This is a genomic window from Amycolatopsis sp. NPDC052450 (genome assembly GCF_044547565.1).
In the GTDB taxonomy this organism is placed as follows: domain Bacteria; phylum Actinomycetota; class Actinomycetes; order Mycobacteriales; family Pseudonocardiaceae; genus Amycolatopsis.
Genome location: NZ_JBIUAQ010000032.1, coordinates 49,446 through 68,799 on the forward strand (window position 1 = coordinate 49,446; position 19,354 = coordinate 68,799).

General features: G+C 67.3%; 18 protein-coding genes and 1 tRNA gene. 11 read left to right on the forward strand and 8 right to left on the reverse strand.

The genetic code is table 11. From position 1 onward, the window contains the following. Positions 1-7: 7 nt before the first annotated feature. On the reverse strand, positions 8-553 hold the full coding sequence (locus ACIHAO_RS35440; protein ID WP_396565365.1) for a hypothetical protein: 546 nt from the start codon (positions 551-553) through the stop codon (positions 8-10). Positions 554-753: 200 nt separating this feature from the next. Beyond that, the gene (locus tag ACIHAO_RS35445; protein ID WP_026466904.1) at positions 754-936 is read right to left on the reverse strand and encodes a hypothetical protein; all 183 of its coding nucleotides are present in this window, start codon (positions 934-936) and stop codon (positions 754-756) included. Between the two features lie 129 nt (positions 937-1,065). Here ACIHAO_RS35445 and ACIHAO_RS35450 point away from each other — a divergent pair, with 129 nt between their 5' ends. Beyond that, positions 1,066-2,025 (forward strand): glycoside hydrolase family 25 protein, encoded by a 960-nt coding sequence (locus tag ACIHAO_RS35450; RefSeq protein WP_396565367.1) that lies wholly within the window; start codon positions 1,066-1,068, stop codon positions 2,023-2,025. Positions 2,026-2,117: 92 nt separating this feature from the next. On the opposite strand, the gene ACIHAO_RS35455 is transcribed toward ACIHAO_RS35450, so the two are convergent. After that, positions 2,118-3,053, reverse strand: a complete 936-nt coding sequence (locus ACIHAO_RS35455) for a LysR family transcriptional regulator (protein WP_396565369.1) — start codon at positions 3,051-3,053, stop codon at positions 2,118-2,120. 119 nt (positions 3,054-3,172) lie between these two features. Here ACIHAO_RS35455 and dnaE point away from each other — a divergent pair, with 119 nt between their 5' ends. Continuing rightward, complete coding sequence (dnaE, locus tag ACIHAO_RS35460; RefSeq protein WP_396565371.1) at positions 3,173-6,679, forward strand: DNA polymerase III subunit alpha; 3,507 nt, start codon at positions 3,173-3,175, stop codon at positions 6,677-6,679. On the opposite strand, the gene ACIHAO_RS35465 is transcribed toward dnaE, so the two are convergent. Further along, positions 6,666-7,175 (reverse strand): DinB family protein, encoded by a 510-nt coding sequence (locus ACIHAO_RS35465; RefSeq protein ID WP_396565373.1) that lies wholly within the window; start codon positions 7,173-7,175, stop codon positions 6,666-6,668. The genes dnaE and ACIHAO_RS35465 overlap by 14 nt on opposite strands. A 54-nt stretch (positions 7,176-7,229) precedes the next feature. Here ACIHAO_RS35465 and ACIHAO_RS35470 point away from each other — a divergent pair, with 54 nt between their 5' ends. From ACIHAO_RS35470 to ACIHAO_RS35500, 7 genes are all read left to right on the forward strand, one after another. Next, positions 7,230-8,003 carry an aminotransferase class IV family protein gene (locus ACIHAO_RS35470; protein ID WP_396565375.1) on the forward strand — a complete coding sequence of 258 codons (774 nt, stop codon included), beginning with the start codon at positions 7,230-7,232 and terminating at the stop codon, positions 8,001-8,003. Positions 8,004-8,016: 13 nt separating this feature from the next. Next, positions 8,017-8,604: a short chain dehydrogenase gene (locus tag ACIHAO_RS35475; protein WP_396565377.1), complete on the forward strand. Its 588-nt coding sequence runs from the start codon at positions 8,017-8,019 to the stop codon at positions 8,602-8,604. A gap of 33 nt (positions 8,605-8,637) precedes the next feature. Beyond that, a complete protein-coding gene (locus ACIHAO_RS35480; protein ID WP_396565379.1) occupies positions 8,638-9,642 on the forward strand; it encodes a methyltransferase in 1,005 nt (334 codons plus the stop codon). Positions 9,643-9,675: 33 nt separating this feature from the next. Beyond that, positions 9,676-10,476: a metalloregulator ArsR/SmtB family transcription factor gene (locus tag ACIHAO_RS35485; protein WP_396565381.1), complete on the forward strand. Its 801-nt coding sequence runs from the start codon at positions 9,676-9,678 to the stop codon at positions 10,474-10,476. A 5-nt stretch (positions 10,477-10,481) separates the two neighbouring features. Next, a complete protein-coding gene (locus ACIHAO_RS35490) occupies positions 10,482-11,078 on the forward strand; it encodes a dihydrofolate reductase family protein (RefSeq protein WP_396565383.1) in 597 nt (198 codons plus the stop codon). A gap of 73 nt (positions 11,079-11,151) precedes the next feature. Beyond that, on the forward strand, positions 11,152-12,591 hold the full coding sequence (locus ACIHAO_RS35495; RefSeq protein ID WP_396565385.1) for an ATP-binding protein: 1,440 nt from the start codon (positions 11,152-11,154) through the stop codon (positions 12,589-12,591). 523 nt (positions 12,592-13,114) lie between these two features. After that, positions 13,115-15,196: an N-6 DNA methylase gene (locus tag ACIHAO_RS35500; RefSeq protein WP_396565387.1), complete on the forward strand. Its 2,082-nt coding sequence runs from the start codon at positions 13,115-13,117 to the stop codon at positions 15,194-15,196. Positions 15,197-15,305: 109 nt separating this feature from the next. On the opposite strand, the gene ACIHAO_RS35505 is transcribed toward ACIHAO_RS35500, so the two are convergent. After that, a tRNA-Leu gene (locus ACIHAO_RS35505) sits at positions 15,306-15,379 on the reverse strand. Positions 15,380-15,503: 124 nt separating this feature from the next. On the opposite strand from ACIHAO_RS35505, the gene ACIHAO_RS35510 reads away from it, so the two are divergent. Then, positions 15,504-15,725, forward strand: a complete 222-nt coding sequence (locus ACIHAO_RS35510) for a DUF3618 domain-containing protein (RefSeq protein ID WP_005165704.1) — start codon at positions 15,504-15,506, stop codon at positions 15,723-15,725. Positions 15,726-15,728: 3 nt separating this feature from the next. Here the strand turns inward: ACIHAO_RS35510 and ACIHAO_RS35515 are convergent, their stop codons facing one another. Together ACIHAO_RS35515 and ACIHAO_RS35520 are read right to left on the reverse strand one after the other, a co-directional pair. Next, entirely contained in the window at positions 15,729-16,139 is a 411-nt protein-coding gene (locus tag ACIHAO_RS35515; RefSeq protein ID WP_396565390.1) for a hypothetical protein, read from the reverse strand. 233 nt (positions 16,140-16,372) lie between these two features. After that, a complete protein-coding gene (locus ACIHAO_RS35520) occupies positions 16,373-16,930 on the reverse strand; it encodes a TetR/AcrR family transcriptional regulator (protein ID WP_396565453.1) in 558 nt (185 codons plus the stop codon). Between the two features lie 120 nt (positions 16,931-17,050). Between ACIHAO_RS35520 and ACIHAO_RS35525 the strand changes: the two genes are divergently transcribed. After that, on the forward strand, positions 17,051-18,511 hold the full coding sequence (locus ACIHAO_RS35525) for a flavin-containing monooxygenase (protein WP_396565392.1): 1,461 nt from the start codon (positions 17,051-17,053) through the stop codon (positions 18,509-18,511). A gap of 74 nt (positions 18,512-18,585) precedes the next feature. Here the strand turns inward: ACIHAO_RS35525 and ACIHAO_RS35530 are convergent, their stop codons facing one another. After that, complete coding sequence (locus ACIHAO_RS35530; RefSeq protein ID WP_125785047.1) at positions 18,586-19,056, reverse strand: helix-turn-helix transcriptional regulator; 471 nt, start codon at positions 19,054-19,056, stop codon at positions 18,586-18,588. Positions 19,057-19,354 lie beyond the last annotated feature (298 nt).

A 19,354-nucleotide genomic window follows, 5' to 3' on the forward strand; every position in this document is an offset into this window, starting at 1 on the left:
GGCGGCGTCAGACCTTCCCGCAGTACTTCGCGGCGACGGGCTCCGAGGGGCTCGGCCGCACCTGGAGGCGCAGCCGCACCGGCTTGTCCGGAACGGCGAACGCCAGATTCAGCCGGACCGACCGGCCCGGCGCCACGTCCTTGCCGGCGTCCGCGACGCCGTTGTAGCCCTGCACCGGGTCGACGACCTGTTTGACCGCCGTGGTCTCCCCGTCGATCTCGCCCGCGACGGACAGGCCGGAGAGCCGGTACGTGCCGTCGCCCGCGTTCGTCACGTCGATGCCGAAGGCCACCGCGCGGGGGCTCTGCGGGTACGCCGACGCGCTGGGACGGAACGAATTCGGTGCGGACACGGAGATCGTGACCCCGGTCGCGAACCGATGCGGGGCACCGAACGCGAGATCACCTTCCGTGAGAGTGGCGGCGACTCCCTGCTTCGGGGCGTCCGCGCCGAGTGCGGCGGCCCCTTTTTCCGGTGCCGGAACCCCGCAGGCGGCCGCCAGCATCAGTGAGCAGGCGGCGATCAAGAGCTTCGGGGTGCGCGGGGGCGCCATGTGCGGTTACTCCAGTCGGAGGTGCGAGTGGGCCGTTCGAGGTAGGTATTAGTGCCGAAGAGTCCAGAGTGACGGTCTTCCGCAGCCGAGAGGAGCGGCACGGCCGGGTTGAGGCGCACCTGGTGTACAGCCGTGGCCGATCCGTGATCGGAAGGGTACGGCTAGTGACAGTCGTCACCTCGGTGGCACACCGGCGACGGTCAGACGGCGAAGGCGAAGAACAGGATGAAGATCGCCAGACCGGACACCCAGGCCACGATCAGCCAGCCGAAATCGCGCATCGGATCGACCGCCCGGCTCTCCTCGCCGGGGACGTAGACGCCGCGCTCTTCGAACCAGTCCGCCCACCGGGTCATCCAGCGAAAGGGGCTTCGAGACGCCATGTCGTCACAGTACGGGTACGGGTGAGCCGCGTCAGCCGAGGAGTGGCCGCCCAAAAGGGCGAATCGGACGTACCAGTTATCGCCCACTAGGCCCTTTTGCCCAACCAGTACACCCGCCAGGCTGTAACGATGGCGCTGGGAATAGATGTCTACAGCCGCTTTCAGTCCGTTACCAATTGGCAGGCCGTCAAGGATCATGGCGTGACGTTCGTCTTCGTCAAGCTCACCGACGGTGGTGGATTGCCGAACGGCGGCCGCAACACCGGCGATGCCCTGGTGGCCGGAGCCAGATCCGCAGGGATCCCGGTGGGCGGCTACCACTTCGCTCAGGCGAGTCCGTCGCCGGAGGCGCAGGCCGACGTGTTCATCGCGGAGGTCCGGCGGCTCGGGGCGACCGGATGCGTCCCGATGCTCGACCTCGAGGACAACCCGCCCGGTTCGGGGACGCCGAACATCCCCGACGCGCGCAAGCGCGACTTCTCGATCAGGTTCTGCAACCGCGTGGCCGGACACGGGTTCCGGCCAGGCATCTACCTGAACAACTCGCTCGCCAAGATGCTGCGCCCGGACCGATTCGGCGTGCGGGACCTCGTCATCTGGATCGCGCGCTACGGCGCCAAACCGGATGCCGCCGCGGGCCACTACGACGTGCACCAGTACTCGGACGCCGGCCAGGTGCCCGGCATCCGCGCGAGCAGTGTCGACCTCAACGAGTCCTACACGAACGCCCACTTGACCGGCGGCGGCGCCGCCCCGAAGCGGAAGGCGACGACAGAACTCATGGAACGCAGGACCATTCCGGCCAGCCCGTCCGTCACGTCCGTGCGGCTGCTGCTCTCCGGCAGCGAGACGGCCGCGATCATCGTCCGCCCGCGAGTCGACGGGGACGGCATCACCGACGCACCCGTATGGCAGGGCAACATCTACGCCTGGGGCAGCGACAAGGTGGGAGTCGGCGGGAATCCGATGCAGACGCCCGGATTCAACCCGAAGACGGTTTCGCACCGGCGGTACCACCTGCCGGGCGCGGTGTGGGCCGACTTCGAGTACAGCTCGAACGTGGACTTCGAGATCGACATCGTCGGCTGAGCCTTCACGGACGACGATGGAGGAAGTGGGACGTTCAGTGTCCCGATTCCTCCATCGTCGTCCGTGAAGGCGCGCCGATCCCGGAGCCGACCTCACTGACCCGCGCTCATCGCCTCCCGATCCGACGCCGGGAGCCATTGCCGCTCCGGGTCGAACGGCCGGTACCCGGACCGCACGTGCTCGATCAGCAGCGGCAGCGTGGGGTGCCGGTTCTCGTGCCGCCACAGCAGGGAGAACGGGTACACCGGCGTCGGGTCGGCGAGCGGGATCTGGACGACGTCCGGATGCCAGGGCACGTGCATCTTCGCGCCGACGAAACCCAGCCGGTCCTTCGACGTGCCGAGTACCTCGATGTGGTGTTCGAGCCCGAAGTTCGGGCCGTCGGTGTCGACCAGGATGCCGAACTCGGGGCACAGTTCCTGCCAGAACTCCGCCCATTCGCTGGCCCGCGCGTTGTAGGGCATCCACGCCGTCATGCCGTCGAGTTCCGCCATCGCGACCCGCCGCCGCCGCGCGAGCGGATGCCGCCGACCGACCAGCAGGTTCGCCGGCTCCAGGTAGGCGGGCGTGCGGCCGATGCCCGGTTCCGGCGCGGTGCTGACGCGCGCGAAGGCGGCATCGACGGTCTCGGGCAGCATCGACCGGCGCACCGCGCCCAGCCCGGGCGTGACCAGCTCCAGTTCGTCGTCGTGGTCGGCGTGGAACGCCCGGATCACCTCCATGGTCGCCAGCCGCGTGCCGAGGACGTCGACACGCAGGGGACGGCGCCTGCCGTGAAGCCGCTCGACGGCCTGATCCGCCAGGTTGATCAGCGCGCGAGCGTGTTTGAGGAACTCCTCGCCGTCTTCGGTCGGCTCGGCGCCGCCGCGTGTCCGCGCCAGCAGACGTACGCCGAGATCGGCTTCGAGCTTCGCGACCCGCTTCGAGATCGCCTGCTGGCTGACCTCCAGCCGGATCGCCGCCTCGCCGAAGTACCGGTCCTCGGCCACCGCGACGAACGCGCGCACCGCGCCCAGGTCCAGCTCCACTGTCTCCCCCTACAACTTCCGGTTGTCGATCGCCGCGTGTCGCTTGTTGGACAACGCCTGTGCGCCTTGGGTCCAATCGCCGCGTCGGACCGGAATCGTACAACCGTGGGGAGTGGCCGGTGGACTCCTTCGTGCACCTGCACGTTCATACCGAATACTCGATGCTCGACGGCGCGGCCAAGATCGCGCCGTTGTTCGAGGAGGCCCATCGGCTCGGCATGCCCGCGGTGGGCATGACCGATCACGGGAACATGTACGGCGCCGACGAGTTCTACCGGCAGTCCGTCCGGGCCGGGCTCAAACCGGTGATCGGTATCGAGGCATACCTCGCGCCCGAGTCCCGCTTCCACAAGAAGCCGGTGTCCTGGGGGCGGCGTGGCGACGGCGGTGACGTCTCCGGCGGCGGCGCCTACACGCATATGACCATGCTCGCGGAGAACGCGACAGGGCTGCGGAACCTGTTCAAACTGTCCTCGCTGGCCAGCCTGGAGGGTTACTACCGCAAACCCCGGATGGACCGCGAACTCCTTTCGCGGCACCACGAAGGCATCATCGCCACCACCGGATGCCCGTCCGGCGAGGTGCAGACCAGGCTCCGGCTCGGCCAGCGGGAAGAGGCGATCCAGGCGGCCTCGGATTACCGCGACATCTTCGGCGCTGACGACTTCTTCCTGGAACTGATGGACCACGGTCTTCCGATCGAGCGGTCCGTGCGGGACGGATTGCTCGACATCGGCCGTCGGCTCGGCCTGAAACCGTTGGCCACCAACGATTCGCATTACGTCACCCAGGATCAGGCGGCGGCGCATTCCGCGTTGCTGTGCGTCCAGTCCGGCAAGACCTTCGACGATCCCGGCCGGTTCAAGTTCGACGGCGACGGCTACTACCTCAAGTCCGCGGAGGAGATGCGCCGGTACTGGGACACGGAAGTCCCGGGCGCGGCGGATTCCACGCTGCTCATCGCCGAACGGATCGAGCCTTACGACGACGTCTACCGGCACGTCGACCGCATGCCGGCCTTCGAGGTCCCCGAGGGACACGACGAGGAATCCTGGCTGCGCGAAGAGGTCGCGGCCGGGCTTCGCCGCCGCCTGCCGGACGGCGTTCCTGACGCCTACCTCGCCCGTGCCGACTTCGAGATCGGCGTGATCGCCGAAAAGGGCTTCCCCGCGTACTTCCTGATCACCGCGGACCTGATGAACCATGCCCGCCGCGTCGGCATCCGCGTCGGGCCCGGCCGCGGTTCGGCGGCCGGCTCGCTCGTGGCGTACGCGCTCGGCATCACCAATCTGGACCCGATCGACCTCGGGCTGCTCTTCGAACGGTTCCTCAATCCCGAACGGGTCTCCATGCCGGACATCGACATGGACTTCGACGACCGTCGTCGCGGCGAGATGATCCGGTACGCCACCGACAAGTACGGCGCCGAGCACGTCGCCCAGGTGATCACCTTCGGTACCATCAAGACGAAGGCGGCGATCAAGGATTCCGCCCGCGTCCACTATGGACAGAGCGGCTACGCGATCGCGGACCGGATCTCCAAGGCGCTCCCGCCGCCTGTCGCGGCGAAGGACATCCCGCTGGCGGGGATCGTGGAGCCCGGCCACGAGCGTTATGCCGAAGCGGCGGAGGTCCGCGCGCTGCTGGAAGGAGACGGCGAGGCGGCCAAGATCTTCGACACCGCGCGCGGGCTCGAAGGACTGATCCGCAACGCCGGGGTGCACGCCTGCGCCGTCATCATGTCGAGTGAGCCGCTGCTCGACGCGATCCCCTTGTGGCGGCGGGACGACGGCGCGGTCATCACCGGCTGGGACTACCCGTCGTGCGAGGCCATCGGCCTGCTGAAGATGGACTTCCTGGGCTTGCGGAACCTCACCGTCATCGGCGACGCGCTCGACAACATCAAGGCCAACCGCGGCGAGGAGATCGACCTCGACACGCTCGGCGTCGAGGATCCGGCGACCTACGAACTGCTCGCCCGCGGTGACAGTCTCGGCGTCTTCCAGCTCGACGGCGGCGCGATGCGGGATCTGCTACGCCGGCTGAGGCCGACCGGATTCGGCGACATCATCGCGGTGAACGCGTTGTACCGCCCCGGCCCCATCGCGATGAACACGCACAACAACTACGCGGACCGCAAGAACGGCAGGCAGCCGATCGAGTCGATCCACCCCGAGCTGGCCGGGCCGCTGCGCGAGATCCTGGCCGAGACGCACGGCCTGATCGTGTACCAGGAACAGATCATGCGGATCGCGCGTGACGTCGCCGGCTATTCCATGGGCCGCGCCGACGTGCTGCGCAAGGCGATGGGCAAGAAGAAGAAAGAGGTACTGGAAAAGGAGTTCGAGGGATTCCGGGACGGCATGCTCGCCAACGGGTTCTCCCTCGATGCCGTGCAGGCGCTCTGGGACGCGATCCTGCCGTTCGCCGGGTACGCGTTCAACAAGTCCCACGCCGCGGGCTACGGCCTGGTCGGCTATTGGACCGCGTACCTGAAGGCGAATTATCCCGCCGAGTACATGGCAGGCCTGCTGACTTCGGTGGGGGACAACAAGGACAAGTCGGCGGTGTACCTCTCGGAATGCCGTCGGCTGGGGATCAAGGTGCTGCCGCCGGACGTCAACGAATCGGGGCTCCGGTTCTCGGCGGTGGGGGACGCGATCCGGTTCGGGCTGGGCGCGGTGCGCAACGTCGGCGCGAACGTCGTCGAATCGATCATCGCGACACGGCGGGAGAAGGGGAAATACGCGTCGTTCGGCGACTTCCTCGACAAGTCGGCGCTGGTGGCCTGCAACAAACGGGTCATCGAGTCACTGGCCAAGGCGGGTGCGTTCGACTCGCTCGGGCATACCCGGCTGTCGATCCTGCGGGTGCACGAGGACGCGGTGGACGCCGTGGTGCCGTTGAAACGCAAGCAGGCGATGGGCCAGTTCGACCTCTTCGGCTCGGGCGAGGAGAGCGAAGAAGACACCTCACCGCTCGCGCATCTCAAGCTGGGTGCCGAAGAGTGGCCGCGCAAGGAACTGCTCGCCCACGAACGGGAAATGCTCGGGTTGTACGTGTCCGCGCATCCGCTCGACGGGGCGGAACGCGTCCTGCGCGGGCACGCGCCCCGCCCGATCGCGGCGATCCTCGACAATCCGCCGCGGGAAGGCGAGGTGGTCGTCGCCGGGCTCATCACGTCGCTGGAGCGGCGGGTGAACAAGAAGGGCGAGCCGTGGGCCATCTGCACGATCGAGGATCTCGACGCGGCGCTCGAAGTGCTGTTCTTTCCCAAGGCGTACGCGCTGTTCGCGGCGGATCTCGCCGAGGACAACGCCGTCCGCGTGAGCGGCCGGGTGAACTGGCGGGAGGACAAGATGTCCGTATTCGGCGGCGGCCTCGTCCCGCTCGATCTTTCGGCGGCGGAAGACGGAGAGCCGCCACTGACCCTGCACGCGACCGCCGAGCGGCTGACCGAGGACGCCGTTCTCGAATTGAGGCAGGCTTTGCTGGCACATCAAGGAAAGACTCCGGTCCGGGTGGAGCTCGCCGGGACGGTGTACGCGCTCGACGACTATCCGGTGGCCGTCAGTTCGATGCTCCTTGGCGAGCTGAAGTCCATTCCCGGCATCACGTCGCGCTGAGCCGCAGCAACCTGAGCTGCCCGATCTCGGACACGTTCTTCATCAGCTCGGAGTTCACCCAGGCGACGGTGTGGGCGAAGGTCAGCCCGGCGTCCTCACCCCACGGATAGGCGGAGGGCGCGTCCAGGTCGGCGTCGGTCACGCGATCCAAGACGGCCAGCCATTCCTCGCGAAGTCCGCGCAGCCATTCGATGGCGGATTCTTCGCCGGGCCAGGTGATTTCCTCGCGCTCGCGCGGAGTCCGCCCGTTCGCGTGGTCCAGCGCGACGCTCCACCACCAGCCGATATGCCAGGTGAGCCAGGTGATCGTGGGGACCGGGATCGGGTCGGGTTCGGTGTCCGCCCAGTCGGGAGTGCCGTCCGGTCGCACCGTCCAGCACAGGGCCGAGGGCTCCCAACGGAAGTCCGCCGGTTCGAGGGCGGCGAGGTGGTACTCGAACAACGACCAGGTCAGGTCGAACTGCCAGCGGGGCAATTCGGAACGCGAAGCGGGCACCCGCGGGATCCTGCCGCCGGGGCACCGCGGTCGCAACCGGATTACGGTGCGGACATGAGTTCCTATGCCGCGCAGCGGAACGGCGAGACCGCGACCGCCGAAGACCTGGCGCCACTCGCTTTCGCCGGCTTCGCCCACTGCACGGCCATGCAGGTGCGTGACGGCCTGGTCCGCGGTCTCGACCTGCACCTGGACCGGCTCCGGGCCGCCTCCCTGGAGTTGTTCGGCGACGCCCTTCCCGACGACCTGATCCGCTCGTACGTGCGCAAGGCGATCGAGTCGGGCCCGGCGGACGTCTCCCTGACCGTGACGATCCACCTGCCGGGTGAACTCGAAGTCCTCGTGCGCACCCGTCCTCCGGCGTCCGGCCCGGCGGGTCCGCTGAAGCTGACGGCCGTCGAACACGAGCGCGTCATCCCCGCCATCAAGCACACCGGCGAGATGGCGAAGACGTACTTCAAGCGTCAGGCCGTCGGCGAAGGGTTCGACGACGCGGCGTTCGTCGACCGGCAGGGCCGGTTGAGCGAGGCGACGATCTGGAACCTCGCCTTCTGGGATCGCGATACGGTGGTGTGGCCGGAAGCCGGTCAGCTGCGGGGAACGACGATGGGCATCGTCCAGCGGCGGCTGGAGGGGCTCGGTGTGCCGCAACGGGTCCAGGAGGTCGCGCTCGCCGACCTGCCGGGGCTCGGCGGCGCGGTGGTCATGAACTCGTGGACGCCCGGGATCGCGGTGCGCCGGATCGGCGCGACGCCGTTGCCGGAAGCGCCGTCGTTCGTCGCGGCGCTGCACCGGGCGTATGAAACGGAACCTCGCACCCGACCTTGAAAGGAAGACATAGATGAAGATCCTCGTGGTGGGTGCCACCGGGACGATCGGGGCCGCGGTCTCCGAAGCGCTCACCGCACGCGGGCATACCGTGCTCGCCGCGTCCCGCTCCGGCGAAGTCAAGGTGGACGTCGAGCAGCCCGCCACCCTCGACGCGCTCTTCGCCGCCGAGCCGGGTATCGAGCACGTCGTGTGCTGCGCGGGGAGTGGCTCGCTGGTGCCGGTCGACGGCGGCACCGATGAAGAGTTCACCCAAGGCCTGCAAGGGAAACTGCTCGGCCAGGTGTTCCTGCTGCGGCACGCCGTCCCGTATCTGCCGGACGGCGGTTCGGTCACGGTGACCGCGGGCCGGATCCCGGAGACGTTGCGCGGCAGCGCTTTCGGGGTCCTGACCAACGCCGGTCTCGAAGCGTTCGTCGCCGCCGCGGCCCGCGAACTGCCGCGCGGGCTGCGCGTCAACGCGGTCAGCCCCGGCTGGGTGAGTGAAACGCTCGCCGCGCTCGGCGAACCGGGCGGCGGCACCCCGGCGGCGGAAGTCGCGCGGAGCTACGTCGAGGCCGTCGAGACCGCGGGCCTCACGGGGCGGACGCTGACCCCGTAAACGGACTTGACCGCACTGCCACAGTGGATCTTCGTGACGAACCACGACGACAGAAACGATCTCCTGCGGCTGGCCGGGCTGGCGACGCCGATGGCACTGCGGGTCGCGGTCACCCTCGGGCTGCCGGACCGGCTGTCCGGCGACGGCGCGACCGCCGGTGACCTGGCGGCGGAACTCGGCCAAGCGCCACTCGCGCTCGATCTGCTGCTGGGGCACCTGACCACTCTCGGCGTCCTCGAACGGACGTCGACCGGCTATCGCACCACCGGCTACGGGGCGAACCTGCGTGCCGACGCGGGAAACGGTCTCGCCGGGCTACTGGACATGAACGCCGCCGGCGGGCGGGGCGATCTGGCGTTCGTCGAACTCGCGCACAGCGTCGCCACCGGTCAAGCGGGCTACATCCGCCGCTACGGCCAGGATTTCTGGGCCGATCTCGCCGAGCATCCCCACCTGCGGGAGACGTTCGACCGGCAGATGACGCAGCGGTTCCTGACGCAGGTGCCGGGGCTCGTCGCCGGTTTCGACTGGGCCCGCTTCGGCACGATCGTCGACGTCGGCGGAGGTCATGGCAGCCTGCTGGCCGCGATCCTGAAGGCCAACCCCGCGATGCGCGGCCATCTCGTCGACCTCGCGCCCACCGCGGCCGTCGCCGAAAAGGAACTGCGTGAGCAGGGCCTCGAAGACCGGACCGAGGTGACCGCGGCCAGCTTCTTCGATCCGCTCCCGGCCGGGGCGGACGCGTATCTGCTGTCCGACATCCTCCACGACTGGGACGACGAGCACGCCCACCGCATCCTGGCCCGCTGCGCCGAGGCGGCCGGGCCGGGCGGCCGGGTCCTCGTCATCGAGGCGGTCGGCGGGATCGGCGCGCAGACCGAGTGGGACCTGGCCATGCTCGTCCTCTATGGCGGCCGCGAGCGGCGTCTCGACGAGCTTCGCGAGCTCGCCGCCGCACACGGCCTGGTCCTCGACTCCGTCTCCACGCTGACCGAGCAACGCAGCCTGCTGGAGTTCCATCGCGAAGATATTCCTTGACAAGAATATTCTGCCGAGTGAATACTTCTCGGCATGGAGCAGATCGCAGCAGCACTGGGAGACGGAGCGAGGTGGCGCATCGTCGAGCTTCTCGCCGAGCGGCCCCGGTCCGTCGGTGAGCTCGCCGAGCTGACCGGTCTGCGGCAACCGCAGACCACCAAGCACCTGCAGACCCTCGCCCGCGTCGGTCTCGTGACGGTGTTCCCGCTCGGGCAACGTCGCGTCTACGCGGTCGAAGCGGGCCCGCTGAAGGACTTCGGAAGCCGGATGCGGGCGCTGATCGAGACCATCGAAGCGAACGAGGGCGAGCGTGATGTCCTCACGCGCTATCAGGCCGCGATCTCCGCGGACACCGCCTCCGCGAGCCAGGACCGGTGGGCGGACGGACGAGCGTTCGCGTTCGACCGTCTGCTCGCCGCGCCGCGCGACGACGTCTGGCGGCACTGGACCGAGCCGGCACTGCTCGCCTCCTGGTGGGCGCCGCCTTCGATGACCGTCACGGATTGCGTCATCGAGCCGTGGACGGGCGGCCGAGCCGTGCTCGACTACCGCGACGCGGAAGGGCGATACCGCTCCGCGGGCGAGGTCCGCGCCGCGACCGAACCCGAACACCTCGAGTTCGACCTCTCGGTGCTGGACGCCAAAGGGGACACCTTCTTCACCGGTCACTACGACCTGAAGTTCACCGAGGCGCCGGGCGGGACCCGGCTCCGCCTCGACCTGCGCATCACCGAAACCACCGTCGAGGCCGTCCCCTTCATCGCCGGCATCGAAACCGGCTGGAGCCAGGTGCTCGACAACCTCGCAGCTCAGATCACCCGAGAAAAGGACTGAACGACATGACGAACCCGGCCCGCCGCGTCACCGCGAACATCAGCCTCACCCTCGACGGCCACTACAGCGGCCCCGGCGGCCCCGGCGACATGGGCGCGATCGTCTCGTACGCCACCACCGACGTCGCCCGCGCCCACCTCGCCCGCATCCACGAAAAGGCGACCACCGCGGTGCTCGGCAGACTGAACGCCGAGGGCTTCCTCGGCTTCTGGCCGGCCGTCGCCGCCGACGAGAACGCCGATCCCCGCGACCGCGCCTACGCGAAGTGGCTCACGGACGCCGAAAAGGTGGTCCTCTCCACGACCTTGACCGAAGCGCCCTGGGACCGCGCCCGCGTCGTGAACGCCCCCGCCGCCGACGTCATCGCCGGCCTGAAGGCGAACGGAGACGGCGACATCCTGGTCAACAGCAGCGCCAGCGTCATCAAGGCCCTGCTCGCCGACGACCTGATCGACCGGCTGTACCTGATGATCTGCCCCGAGATCACCGGCGGCGGGCAACGCCTGTTCGTCGACGGGCTGCCCGCGTCGAAGTGGACGCTGGCGTATCAGGAGGTCGGGGAACTGGGGGAGATGGCGCTCGTTTACGACCGCACGCGGTGAGCGGGGGTGCGGAGCAGTGAAGTAAGATTCAATCTAAGTAAGATTTAATTATACTTAGATGAGGTCAAGGTTCATGAGGTTTCAGGGACGGACGACCGATCTCGCTCTGCTGGACAGGCAGCTGCGGGTGGTCCGTGACGGGGTCGCGACCACTCCGGGGCAGGCCGTGATCGTCACCGGCCGCCGCAGGGTGGGGAAGTCGCGGCTGGTCCAAGAGTTCTGCGACCGCTCGGGCGTGCCGTACATCGTGTTTCAAGCCTCTCGTGGCCGCAATCCGGCCGCCGAACGCGCCGACTTCGCCGCCGCGCTCGCGCAGTCCGCGCTGCCTCGCGCGGATCTCGTCGCCGGGGCGACCGGTACCGATTGGAACCAGGCCTTGCGTGGCCTGGCGATCGCCGTCCCAGAGCACGAGCCGAGCATCGTCGTCCTGGATGAAGTGCCCTGGCTTGTCGAGCAGGACAGTGAGTTCGAAGGCGCTCTCCAGACCGTGTGGGACCGGTATCTGTCCGCGAAGCCAGTGCTCTTGCTGCTCGTCGGCAGTGATCTGTCGATGATGGAATCCCTCCAGGAGTACGGCCGCCCGTTTCACGGCCGCGCCGCCCGCATGCTCGTCCGCCCTCTCGATCCCGGCGACGTACAGGAGATGACCGCGCTCGAATCGGCCGAGGCGATCGACGCCTTCCTCATCACCGGTGGCTTTCCCGAGATCGTCCAGCGCTGGAAACCGGGCACCGATCGGGAGGGGTTCTTGCGCGATCAACTCGCGGACCCGCTTTCTCCCTTGTTGATGGCCGGAGAACTGTCCTTGCTCGGCGAAGTCCCCGAGCCGTCGCACAGCCGCTCGGCCTTGGAGGCGATCGGAACCGGCGAACGGACGTTCAGCACGATCGCCAACCGGATCGGCGCCGGTGAGCCGATCCCTTCAGGCACTCTCGCGCCGATCCTGAACGCCCTGACGGCCAAACGCATCGTCGCCGTCGACGCCCCATTGGCCATTCGTCCCGACACCAAGAACAAGCGCTACCGCATCGAAGACACGTATCTGCGGTTCTGGCTCACCTTCTTGCACAGGGGGATCGCCGAGGTCGAACGGGGTCGCGGTGATCTGGTGGCCGCGCGGATCGAACGATCGTGGACGTCTTGGCGTGGCCGCGCCGTGGAGCCGGTCATCCGTACCGGTCTGGCCCGGCTGTTGCCCGACGAGCGGGTGCCTGGTGCGGAGTACGTCGGCGGTTGGTGGAACCGGCAGAACAACCCCGAGATCGACTTGGTCGGAGCCGACCGTGAGCGGCCCGCGGCGACTCGCATCGCGTTCACCGGCTCTGTCAAATGGCTGGAAAACGACCTCTTCGGGAAGCGTGAGCTGGAGAGCCTCATCGCTGGATCCATGTCGATCCCCGGACGCGATCACACCACGCCGCTGGTCGCCGTGTCTCGCGCCGGTATCGAAGAAGGCCTGCCCTTGGCCGCGACTTTCGGTCCGGATGAGCTAATCGAGGCATGGCGGCGCTGAGAACGCTTGGCCCCATGACCTCCCAGGGAGACGCGGCCATTGTCACCTCGTAGCCACCCGAGCTCAGACTCCTACCTGTGACCTCGATCACATGGCGGGGCATGTTCGACGGCAGCCGTCGAGGTTTGCATGTCCCTGGGTGTGCCGATGAACTGCCGGATCGCTGGGCGCCGTGTTGCGCAGCATGTCTGCGCAGTGGCGGCGCCGTCGGGTGTGGTCAGCTATGTCGATGGCCACTTGGGCATGTCGCTGCTAGCTTGAGCTTCGTTCGGGAGTTGGCCGGGCGTTCCAACGTCGGTCAGGTGAAGGCATGGATTGGCCAGACTGATGCGCAGTGACGCTGCGCAGTTGACCCAAGGATCTGAACGTGAGGGGGCTGAGAGTGAAGTCGTTCTTTGAGCTACTGGGGAAGGCCATGCAGAGCACGGGCATGACACTAAGGCTGTGTCTGTTGGTGCTCGTCGTCGCGGCGGCGTATTCCATCATGCAACTGAAATAGGGCAAGTCGGACATGGAGGGCCACGTGGAGACCATAGTGACGAAGAGTCGTGCCGCGGACGTCGTTGACCGGCTTTGGCGAACGTACGTGCCCTTTCAGCGGGGCAGGAACACTTTCGGCGACCTCGGGTCCATGCTCGCGATCCTGATACTCGCTCGATTCGTCGAATCGGAGGGCGGTCCGAGTGACGAGTTCGTCAAGCGGTGGGCTCGTGCTGTCACGGAGGCGCGAATCGGCCATTCGCCGCTGATAGATCTGCGCGCTGCGATGATGAACGCCAGTGGGCACGCGCGCTTTCCCGTGCCCGACCTTCGCGATTTCGCGGTCGGGCGGCTGGGCGGCGACGAAGAGTCGGACGACATCCCATGGGCGGCAGCGTTCCTCGTTGCCCTGGAGGAGCGTCCGACGTTGGACGAAGCCGGGTTGTCTGAGGTCTGCGAACTGCTCCTCGAACGACACGTTCAGGAGAGCACGGTTTCCGTGGGTGAGTTCTACACGCCGCGTGCTGTCGCGCGCCTGCTCATAGAGTTGGCGTCTCCGCAGCCTGGAGACCGGATCCTCGATCCGGCCTGTGGGTCCGGCGGTCTGCTCGCGGCCGCGGCGGAGCGAATCGCCGGGTCTGGCCGGGTCGATGGTGCGTCTTTCGAGGCGTACGCCACCGATCGGAGTAATCCGCGGTTGGCGATGATGAATTTGGCCGTCCACGGAGTGGACCGGCCTGTCGTACGTGCCTCTGATCCGTTGTCGCTGTTTCACGGCCGGAACAACGGGCTCGTCGACCTGGTGGTCAGCAATCCGCCGTTCAACCAGCGTGTCGAGGACATCGACCGCGAGATTTGGCCCTTCGGTCAGCCGTCCGCGTCCAATGCGAATTTCGCCTGGCTCCAGCTCGCGTGGAACCGGCTGAGCGAGGGCGGGACAGCGACGATGATCATGCCGCCGCGGGCTGCCTGGTCCGACGGCCGTGAGGCGGAGATCCGCAAAAGGATGATTGCCAGGGGGGTGCTCCTCGGCATCATCGCCCTGCCGCCGAATCTTTTTCCGCACACTTCCATCCCGGTGCACATCTGGATGCTCGCGCGCCACAAGTCTCGCCACTTGCCGGAGGGGGAGGCAGACGCCGTTCTCTTCATCGACGCCAGCCGACTCGGGACGCAGGTGCCGAGGCAGCCACGCGTGCTGACTGCGGAGGACAAGGAACGCATCAGCGGCCGCCTTGACGAGTGGCGGAGGTCTCCTCGTGCAACGCCTGACGAACCAGGGTTTTCTCGCTCGGTCACGCACGAGGAGATCCTTGAGAACGATGGCAGCCTCGACCCCCGGCTGTATGTCGAAGTCGAGGAGGAGCGGTCGACGGCGCAAGACGTGAATCGCATGCTGGATGAGTTGGTTCGGCATGACGGGGTCACGGCTGATTCCAGTGCCGGCCTCGTGAAGAACTTCAATCGATGCGAGCGGTTGACCCGTAGCGGCTTCGAGCCTCCACGGGTGCCGCTCGGGAGCATCATGAGCGGAGGGGGAGAGGGAGTGGTCGAGGGCGTGAGCCCTGGTCTGCTCATCGCTGGACCGTCGGGAAGCCTCATCCGTGCCGAAGACTACGTGGATACCAGCGGTGTTCCCGTCGTCATGCCCAAAGACCTGACCGGCAACGGTTTCAGCGTGGCGAACATCAGGTACATCACCGAGCGGCAAGCCGAGAATCTGGAACGTTTCCGGCTTCGTTGTGGCGACATCGTGCTGGCACGCCGTGGAGAGTTGGGGCGATGTGCTGTGGTTCGTGAGGAGCAGCAAGGCTGGCTTTGTGGAACAGGCTGCTTCATGCTTCGGCCCCCCGCCGGGCTCAACGTCGACTATCTTGCGGCCTACCTCCGCAGTCCGGAGGCGCGTAAGTGGCTGGAAGCCCACTCCACGGGGGGGATGACCATGAAGACCATCTCACTCAACGTACTAGGAGAGCTACCAGTCGTGCTGCCCGATCTCGGTACGCAGCAGGTGATCGCCGACGCGATGATGCGGCTGGATGAACATGAGCGACTGTTGCGAGAGCAGCTCGTACTGACGCAGAAGATCCGCCGTGACGCTTTGACCGGGTTCTTTCCGAGCTAGGCATTGCCACGCTCAGCTGCGGCCGGTCCAGGACCCAAGGCGCCCGATTTCTCTTGGCTGAACGGCCGCCTGCGCCTGAGCCCGGGAGTTCGGTGCTGACGACTTTGGGTGGGCCCGGAGAGACTCGAACTCTCACTGGCACGGACCTAAACCGTGTGCCTCTGCCAATTGGGCTACGGGCCCCAGCGTTGCTCCGAAATCGTAGCGTGCGACACGATCGGCGTTTCTCGGCGTGGCCGGTGCCACCGTGGGGGGTGGCGTCCTCTAACGTGGGCGTTCAGCAAGTCCGTCGCGGCGAGGAGGACACGTGGCTCGCGATCCCGAGACCATCGAGCGTGAGATCGAGCAGGCCAGGAACGCGCTGGTCGCCACACTCGACCAGCTGGGCACGAAGGCGAACCCCGCGAAGCTGGTGGATTCCGCGAAGACCGGTCTGCGCGCGAAGCTGGACGAGCCCAAGGTGAAGTACCCGCTCATCGGCGGGGCCGTGCTGATCGGCGTGCTGCTGATCCGCAAACTCCTGAAGTAGGTCTCAGGAGGTCTGGGCCGCCTTGGCGGGTGTCTTGGCCGGCTCAGCCTTCTGCGGGGCCTTCGCCTCGTCGACGGCCTTCGGGAGTTCTTTGCCTTGGGGCACCGGAGGCTTGCCGCCGGTCTTCTCCTTGGCCTTGCCGTTCGACGGCGGAGGGACCTCGAGCGGCTCGATCTCCGGAAGCGTGAGCCTCGCCGTCATGTAGGCGGCGGTGAACTCGAGCGCACTGCCGTTGAGCAGGTGCACCACGGTCGACCGTTCGGGCGGGGACAGTTTCTCGACCAGCTGGTCGGCCCGGTCCCGTGCCGCGATGATGCCCGGTGCGCGACCGGTCAGTTCCTTGCCGGAGCCGCTGACCGTGATCTTCCAGTCGTCGTCCTCCTGGACGTACGACGCGGTGATCGGTTCGGTCATCCGCCTCACCCCTCTCCTCGCGAGCATGCGTCACTCAGTGGACTTCGCCACGCCGTCGTCATGACGCCACTTTCGGGTGGTGGCGCCCCCTCCTGACGGAGGCCGTGACTGTCCATCAGAGTTTCTACAGTGTCATCGATACAGTAGGACAACTCTGTGTCACAAGACACTGGCGGCAATGTGCTCTGAGTGACGACCGAATGGCCTAATGCACGCGCATCTTCACAGTCGCTTCAGCGGGCCCTCGCGGACAGGCCCGACCAGAGGACGTCCATCGCGTATCCGGTCGCCGTTTCGGGGCTGACGTCCTCGTGCCGTTCGCACCAGATCGCGAGCCGTTCGCACGCGCCGACCACGAACTCCGCGGACGCCTCGGCGCGCAGGTCGTCGCCCGCGTCGAAGTGGTCGCTCATCAGCGCGGCGATCAGATCGGTCTGCTGGCGGCGGGTCCGCTCGATCTCGTCGGCGGCACCGGTTCCGATCAGCGCCATCTCGTGGCGCAGCAGTGACCAGGCCTGCCGTCGTTCCCGGATGAAGACGAAGAAGGCCAGCAGTCCGCGCCGCAGTGCGTCCTCGGCGGAGGTCGCGCCGACGGTCGCCCGTTCGGTGACCTCGCGCAACGCCGTCCGCGACTGCTGGATGCAGGCCAGCAGCAGCCCCTCTTTCGAGTTGAAGTACTCGTAGAGCATCGGCTTGGAGACCCCGACGCGCTCCGCGATGTCGTCCATCGACGCCGCGCTGTAGCCGCGTTCGGCGAAGACTTCCTCAGCGATTTCGATCATCTGCCGCATTCGCTCTGCTCGTGGCATGCGTTTGCGCTTCGCCGTCGTCACCACAGCACTCTACCGAAGGTAACCTACTTCGAGTAAGGTGTACTCCCGGTAACAGGTAAATCGAACGAGAGGCCGGGCATGGGCAACCGCACCGAGACCGGGGTCGTCATCGTCGGAACCGGCTTCTCCGGGCTGGGCATGGCCATCCAGCTGCGGAAAGAGGGCCGCGAGGACTTCGTCATCCTGGAGAAGGCCGACGACGTGGGCGGCACGTGGCGGGACAACACCTACCCCGGCTGCGCCTGCGACATCCCCTCGCATATGTACTCGTTCTCGTTCGAACAGAACCCCGGCTGGTCTCGCGCGTACTCGCCGCAGCCGGAGATCTGGCAGTACATGCGCGACGTCGCCGCGAAGTACGACCTGCACCGCTTCATCCGCTTCGGCCAGGAGATGACCGGCGCCCGCTGGGACGCCGACGAGAACCGCTGGCACGTCGGGTCGAAGTCGGGCGACGAGTTCGCCGCGCCCGCGCTGGTCGCCGGGGTCGGCGCGCTGCACCTGCCGCAGATCCCGAAGCTGCCCGGCATCGAGCGCTTCCAGGGCCGGGCGTTCCACTCCGCCCAGTGGGAGCACGACTACGACCTCAAGGGCAAGCGGGTCGCCGTGGTCGGCACGGGGGCGAGCGCGATCCAGTTCGTGCCGCGGATCGCGAAGGACGTCGCGGAACTGACCCTCTTCCAGCGCACGCCGCCGTGGATCATGCCGAAGCCGGACCGCGAAATGCCCGAAGCGCTGAGGAAGGCGTTCAGCTCGGTTCCGCTGCTGCAGCGCGCCTTCCGCGACGTCCTCTACTGGGGGCTCGAGGCCCGCGCGATCGGCTTCAACGGGCAGCCGTGGGTGATGAAGATCGGCCAGCGCATCGCGAAGCGCAACATCTTCAAGAGCGTCAAGGACCCGGAACTGCGCCGGAAGCTGACGCCGGACTACACCATGGGCTGCAAACGCGTCCTGATCTCCAACGACTACTACCCGGCGCTCGCGCGGGACAACGTCGACGTCGTCACCGAAGGCGTGAAAGAGGTCCGCGAGCACAGCGTCGTCGACGGCGCCGGCGTCGAGCACGAGGTCGACGCGATCATCTACGGCACCGGATTCCACGTCACCGACGCCTTCGACGACCTGGAGATCATCGGCCGCGACGGGCGCGACCTCGGCAAGGAGTGGGCGACCGAGGGGATGCGGACATATCAGGGCATCACCGTCTCCGGGTTCCCGAACCTGTTCTTCCTGCTCGGCCCGAACACCGGACTGGGCCACAACTCCGTGGTGTTCATGATCGAAGCGCAGATCTCCTACGTCGCGCAGGCGCTGCGGCTCGCGCGCGGCAAGGCGCTCGACCCGCTGCCGGAGGCGCAGGAGCGGTTCAACGGCGAGATCCAGCGCAAACTCGCCAAGGGCATCTGGACCCAGGGCGGCTGCAAGAGCTGGTACCTGGACGCGAAGGGCGTCAACCGCACGATCTGGCCGGGCTTCACCTGGCGGTATTGGCTCGACACCCGCAAGGTGCGGCGCGAGGACTACGAACTCCTCGGCTGACCACGCGAAGAGGGGGAGGGTCCGTGAAAGCCAAGATGGGGGGCATGGCCTTCACGGACCGGGGAACGCCGCGCTCATGAGGGGTTGAGCCGGCGAAGCCTTCCGATGAGATCGACGGTGGGGATGCCACAGAGCTCGGCCATCCGTTCCAGCGCGGCGAAGTCGAGGTGGACCTCGGCGCTGCCGGCGTCACCCGACCGTTTGAGCCGGTCGTCCGCCCACCGTCGCAGGGGGAACAGTTCCTCCTGGTCGTCCTTGATCACCAGGCGCAGGTCGACCCGGACGCGGCCCGGTTCGTCCACGAACACCCGGCGGTGCACCTTGGCCAGCAGATCCTGTGGCAGCTCGTCCATCGCGACGCACAGTTCGACCAGCCGCACCACGGAACAGTGCCGGGTGCCCAGCTCGTAGGTGGCCAGCGTCTGGAGCGAGATCTCGCTCTGCAGATGCTGGTTCAGTTCCTTGCGTGTCCAGCCACGTTTACGGCGGAGCTTGCGGAGCTCGTCTCCGAGTATCCGCTGATAGCTCTCAGCGTCGATCAGCACTCCCCATCCCCTGCCTTGCCAACCTTCTCCACCGCTCGCCCGTGTGACAAAACCCGGGACGAGCGCGCTCACGTGTATGAAAGTCGGCAGGGCCGCCGCTCTTACGCGGTTTCGGGGGTGCTTTTCCTATCGATTTTGGTCCGCTGGGCCGAACGGGTGAACAAAACCGTCTCGAAGGCACGTTTCGGTGGCGATCAGGCCGGTCGGGCCCGGCAGCCGCCGGGGTGCGGCCGTGGGGGGGGGGCCCCGTGAGGGGCGCGGGGGGCGGGGGGAGAGGGGTGGGGGGGAACCCCCCCCC

What these genes read in the sequence shown, in the direction of transcription:
- ACIHAO_RS35450 (WP_396565367.1), top strand. Translation starts at nt 1,066, where the DNA reads ATGGCGCTGGGAATAGATGTCTACAGCCGCTTTCAGTCCGTTACCAAT.
- ACIHAO_RS35495 (WP_396565385.1), top strand. Translation starts at nt 11,152, where the DNA reads ATGAGGTTTCAGGGACGGACGACCGATCTCGCTCTGCTGGACAGGCAG.
- ACIHAO_RS35485 (WP_396565381.1), top strand. Translation starts at nt 9,676, where the DNA reads ATGGAGCAGATCGCAGCAGCACTGGGAGACGGAGCGAGGTGGCGCATC.
- ACIHAO_RS35440 (WP_396565365.1), bottom strand. Translation starts at nt 553, where the DNA reads ATGGCGCCCCCGCGCACCCCGAAGCTCTTGATCGCCGCCTGCTCACTG.
- ACIHAO_RS35475 (WP_396565377.1), top strand. Translation starts at nt 8,017, where the DNA reads ATGAAGATCCTCGTGGTGGGTGCCACCGGGACGATCGGGGCCGCGGTC.
- ACIHAO_RS35470 (WP_396565375.1), top strand. Translation starts at nt 7,230, where the DNA reads ATGAGTTCCTATGCCGCGCAGCGGAACGGCGAGACCGCGACCGCCGAA.
- ACIHAO_RS35520 (WP_396565453.1), bottom strand. Translation starts at nt 16,930, where the DNA reads ATGCGGCAGATGATCGAAATCGCTGAGGAAGTCTTCGCCGAACGCGGC.
- ACIHAO_RS35445 (WP_026466904.1), bottom strand. Translation starts at nt 936, where the DNA reads ATGGCGTCTCGAAGCCCCTTTCGCTGGATGACCCGGTGGGCGGACTGG.
- ACIHAO_RS35490 (WP_396565383.1), top strand. Translation starts at nt 10,482, where the DNA reads ATGACGAACCCGGCCCGCCGCGTCACCGCGAACATCAGCCTCACCCTC.
- ACIHAO_RS35515 (WP_396565390.1), bottom strand. Translation starts at nt 16,139, where the DNA reads ATGACCGAACCGATCACCGCGTCGTACGTCCAGGAGGACGACGACTGG.
- ACIHAO_RS35525 (WP_396565392.1), top strand. Translation starts at nt 17,051, where the DNA reads ATGGGCAACCGCACCGAGACCGGGGTCGTCATCGTCGGAACCGGCTTC.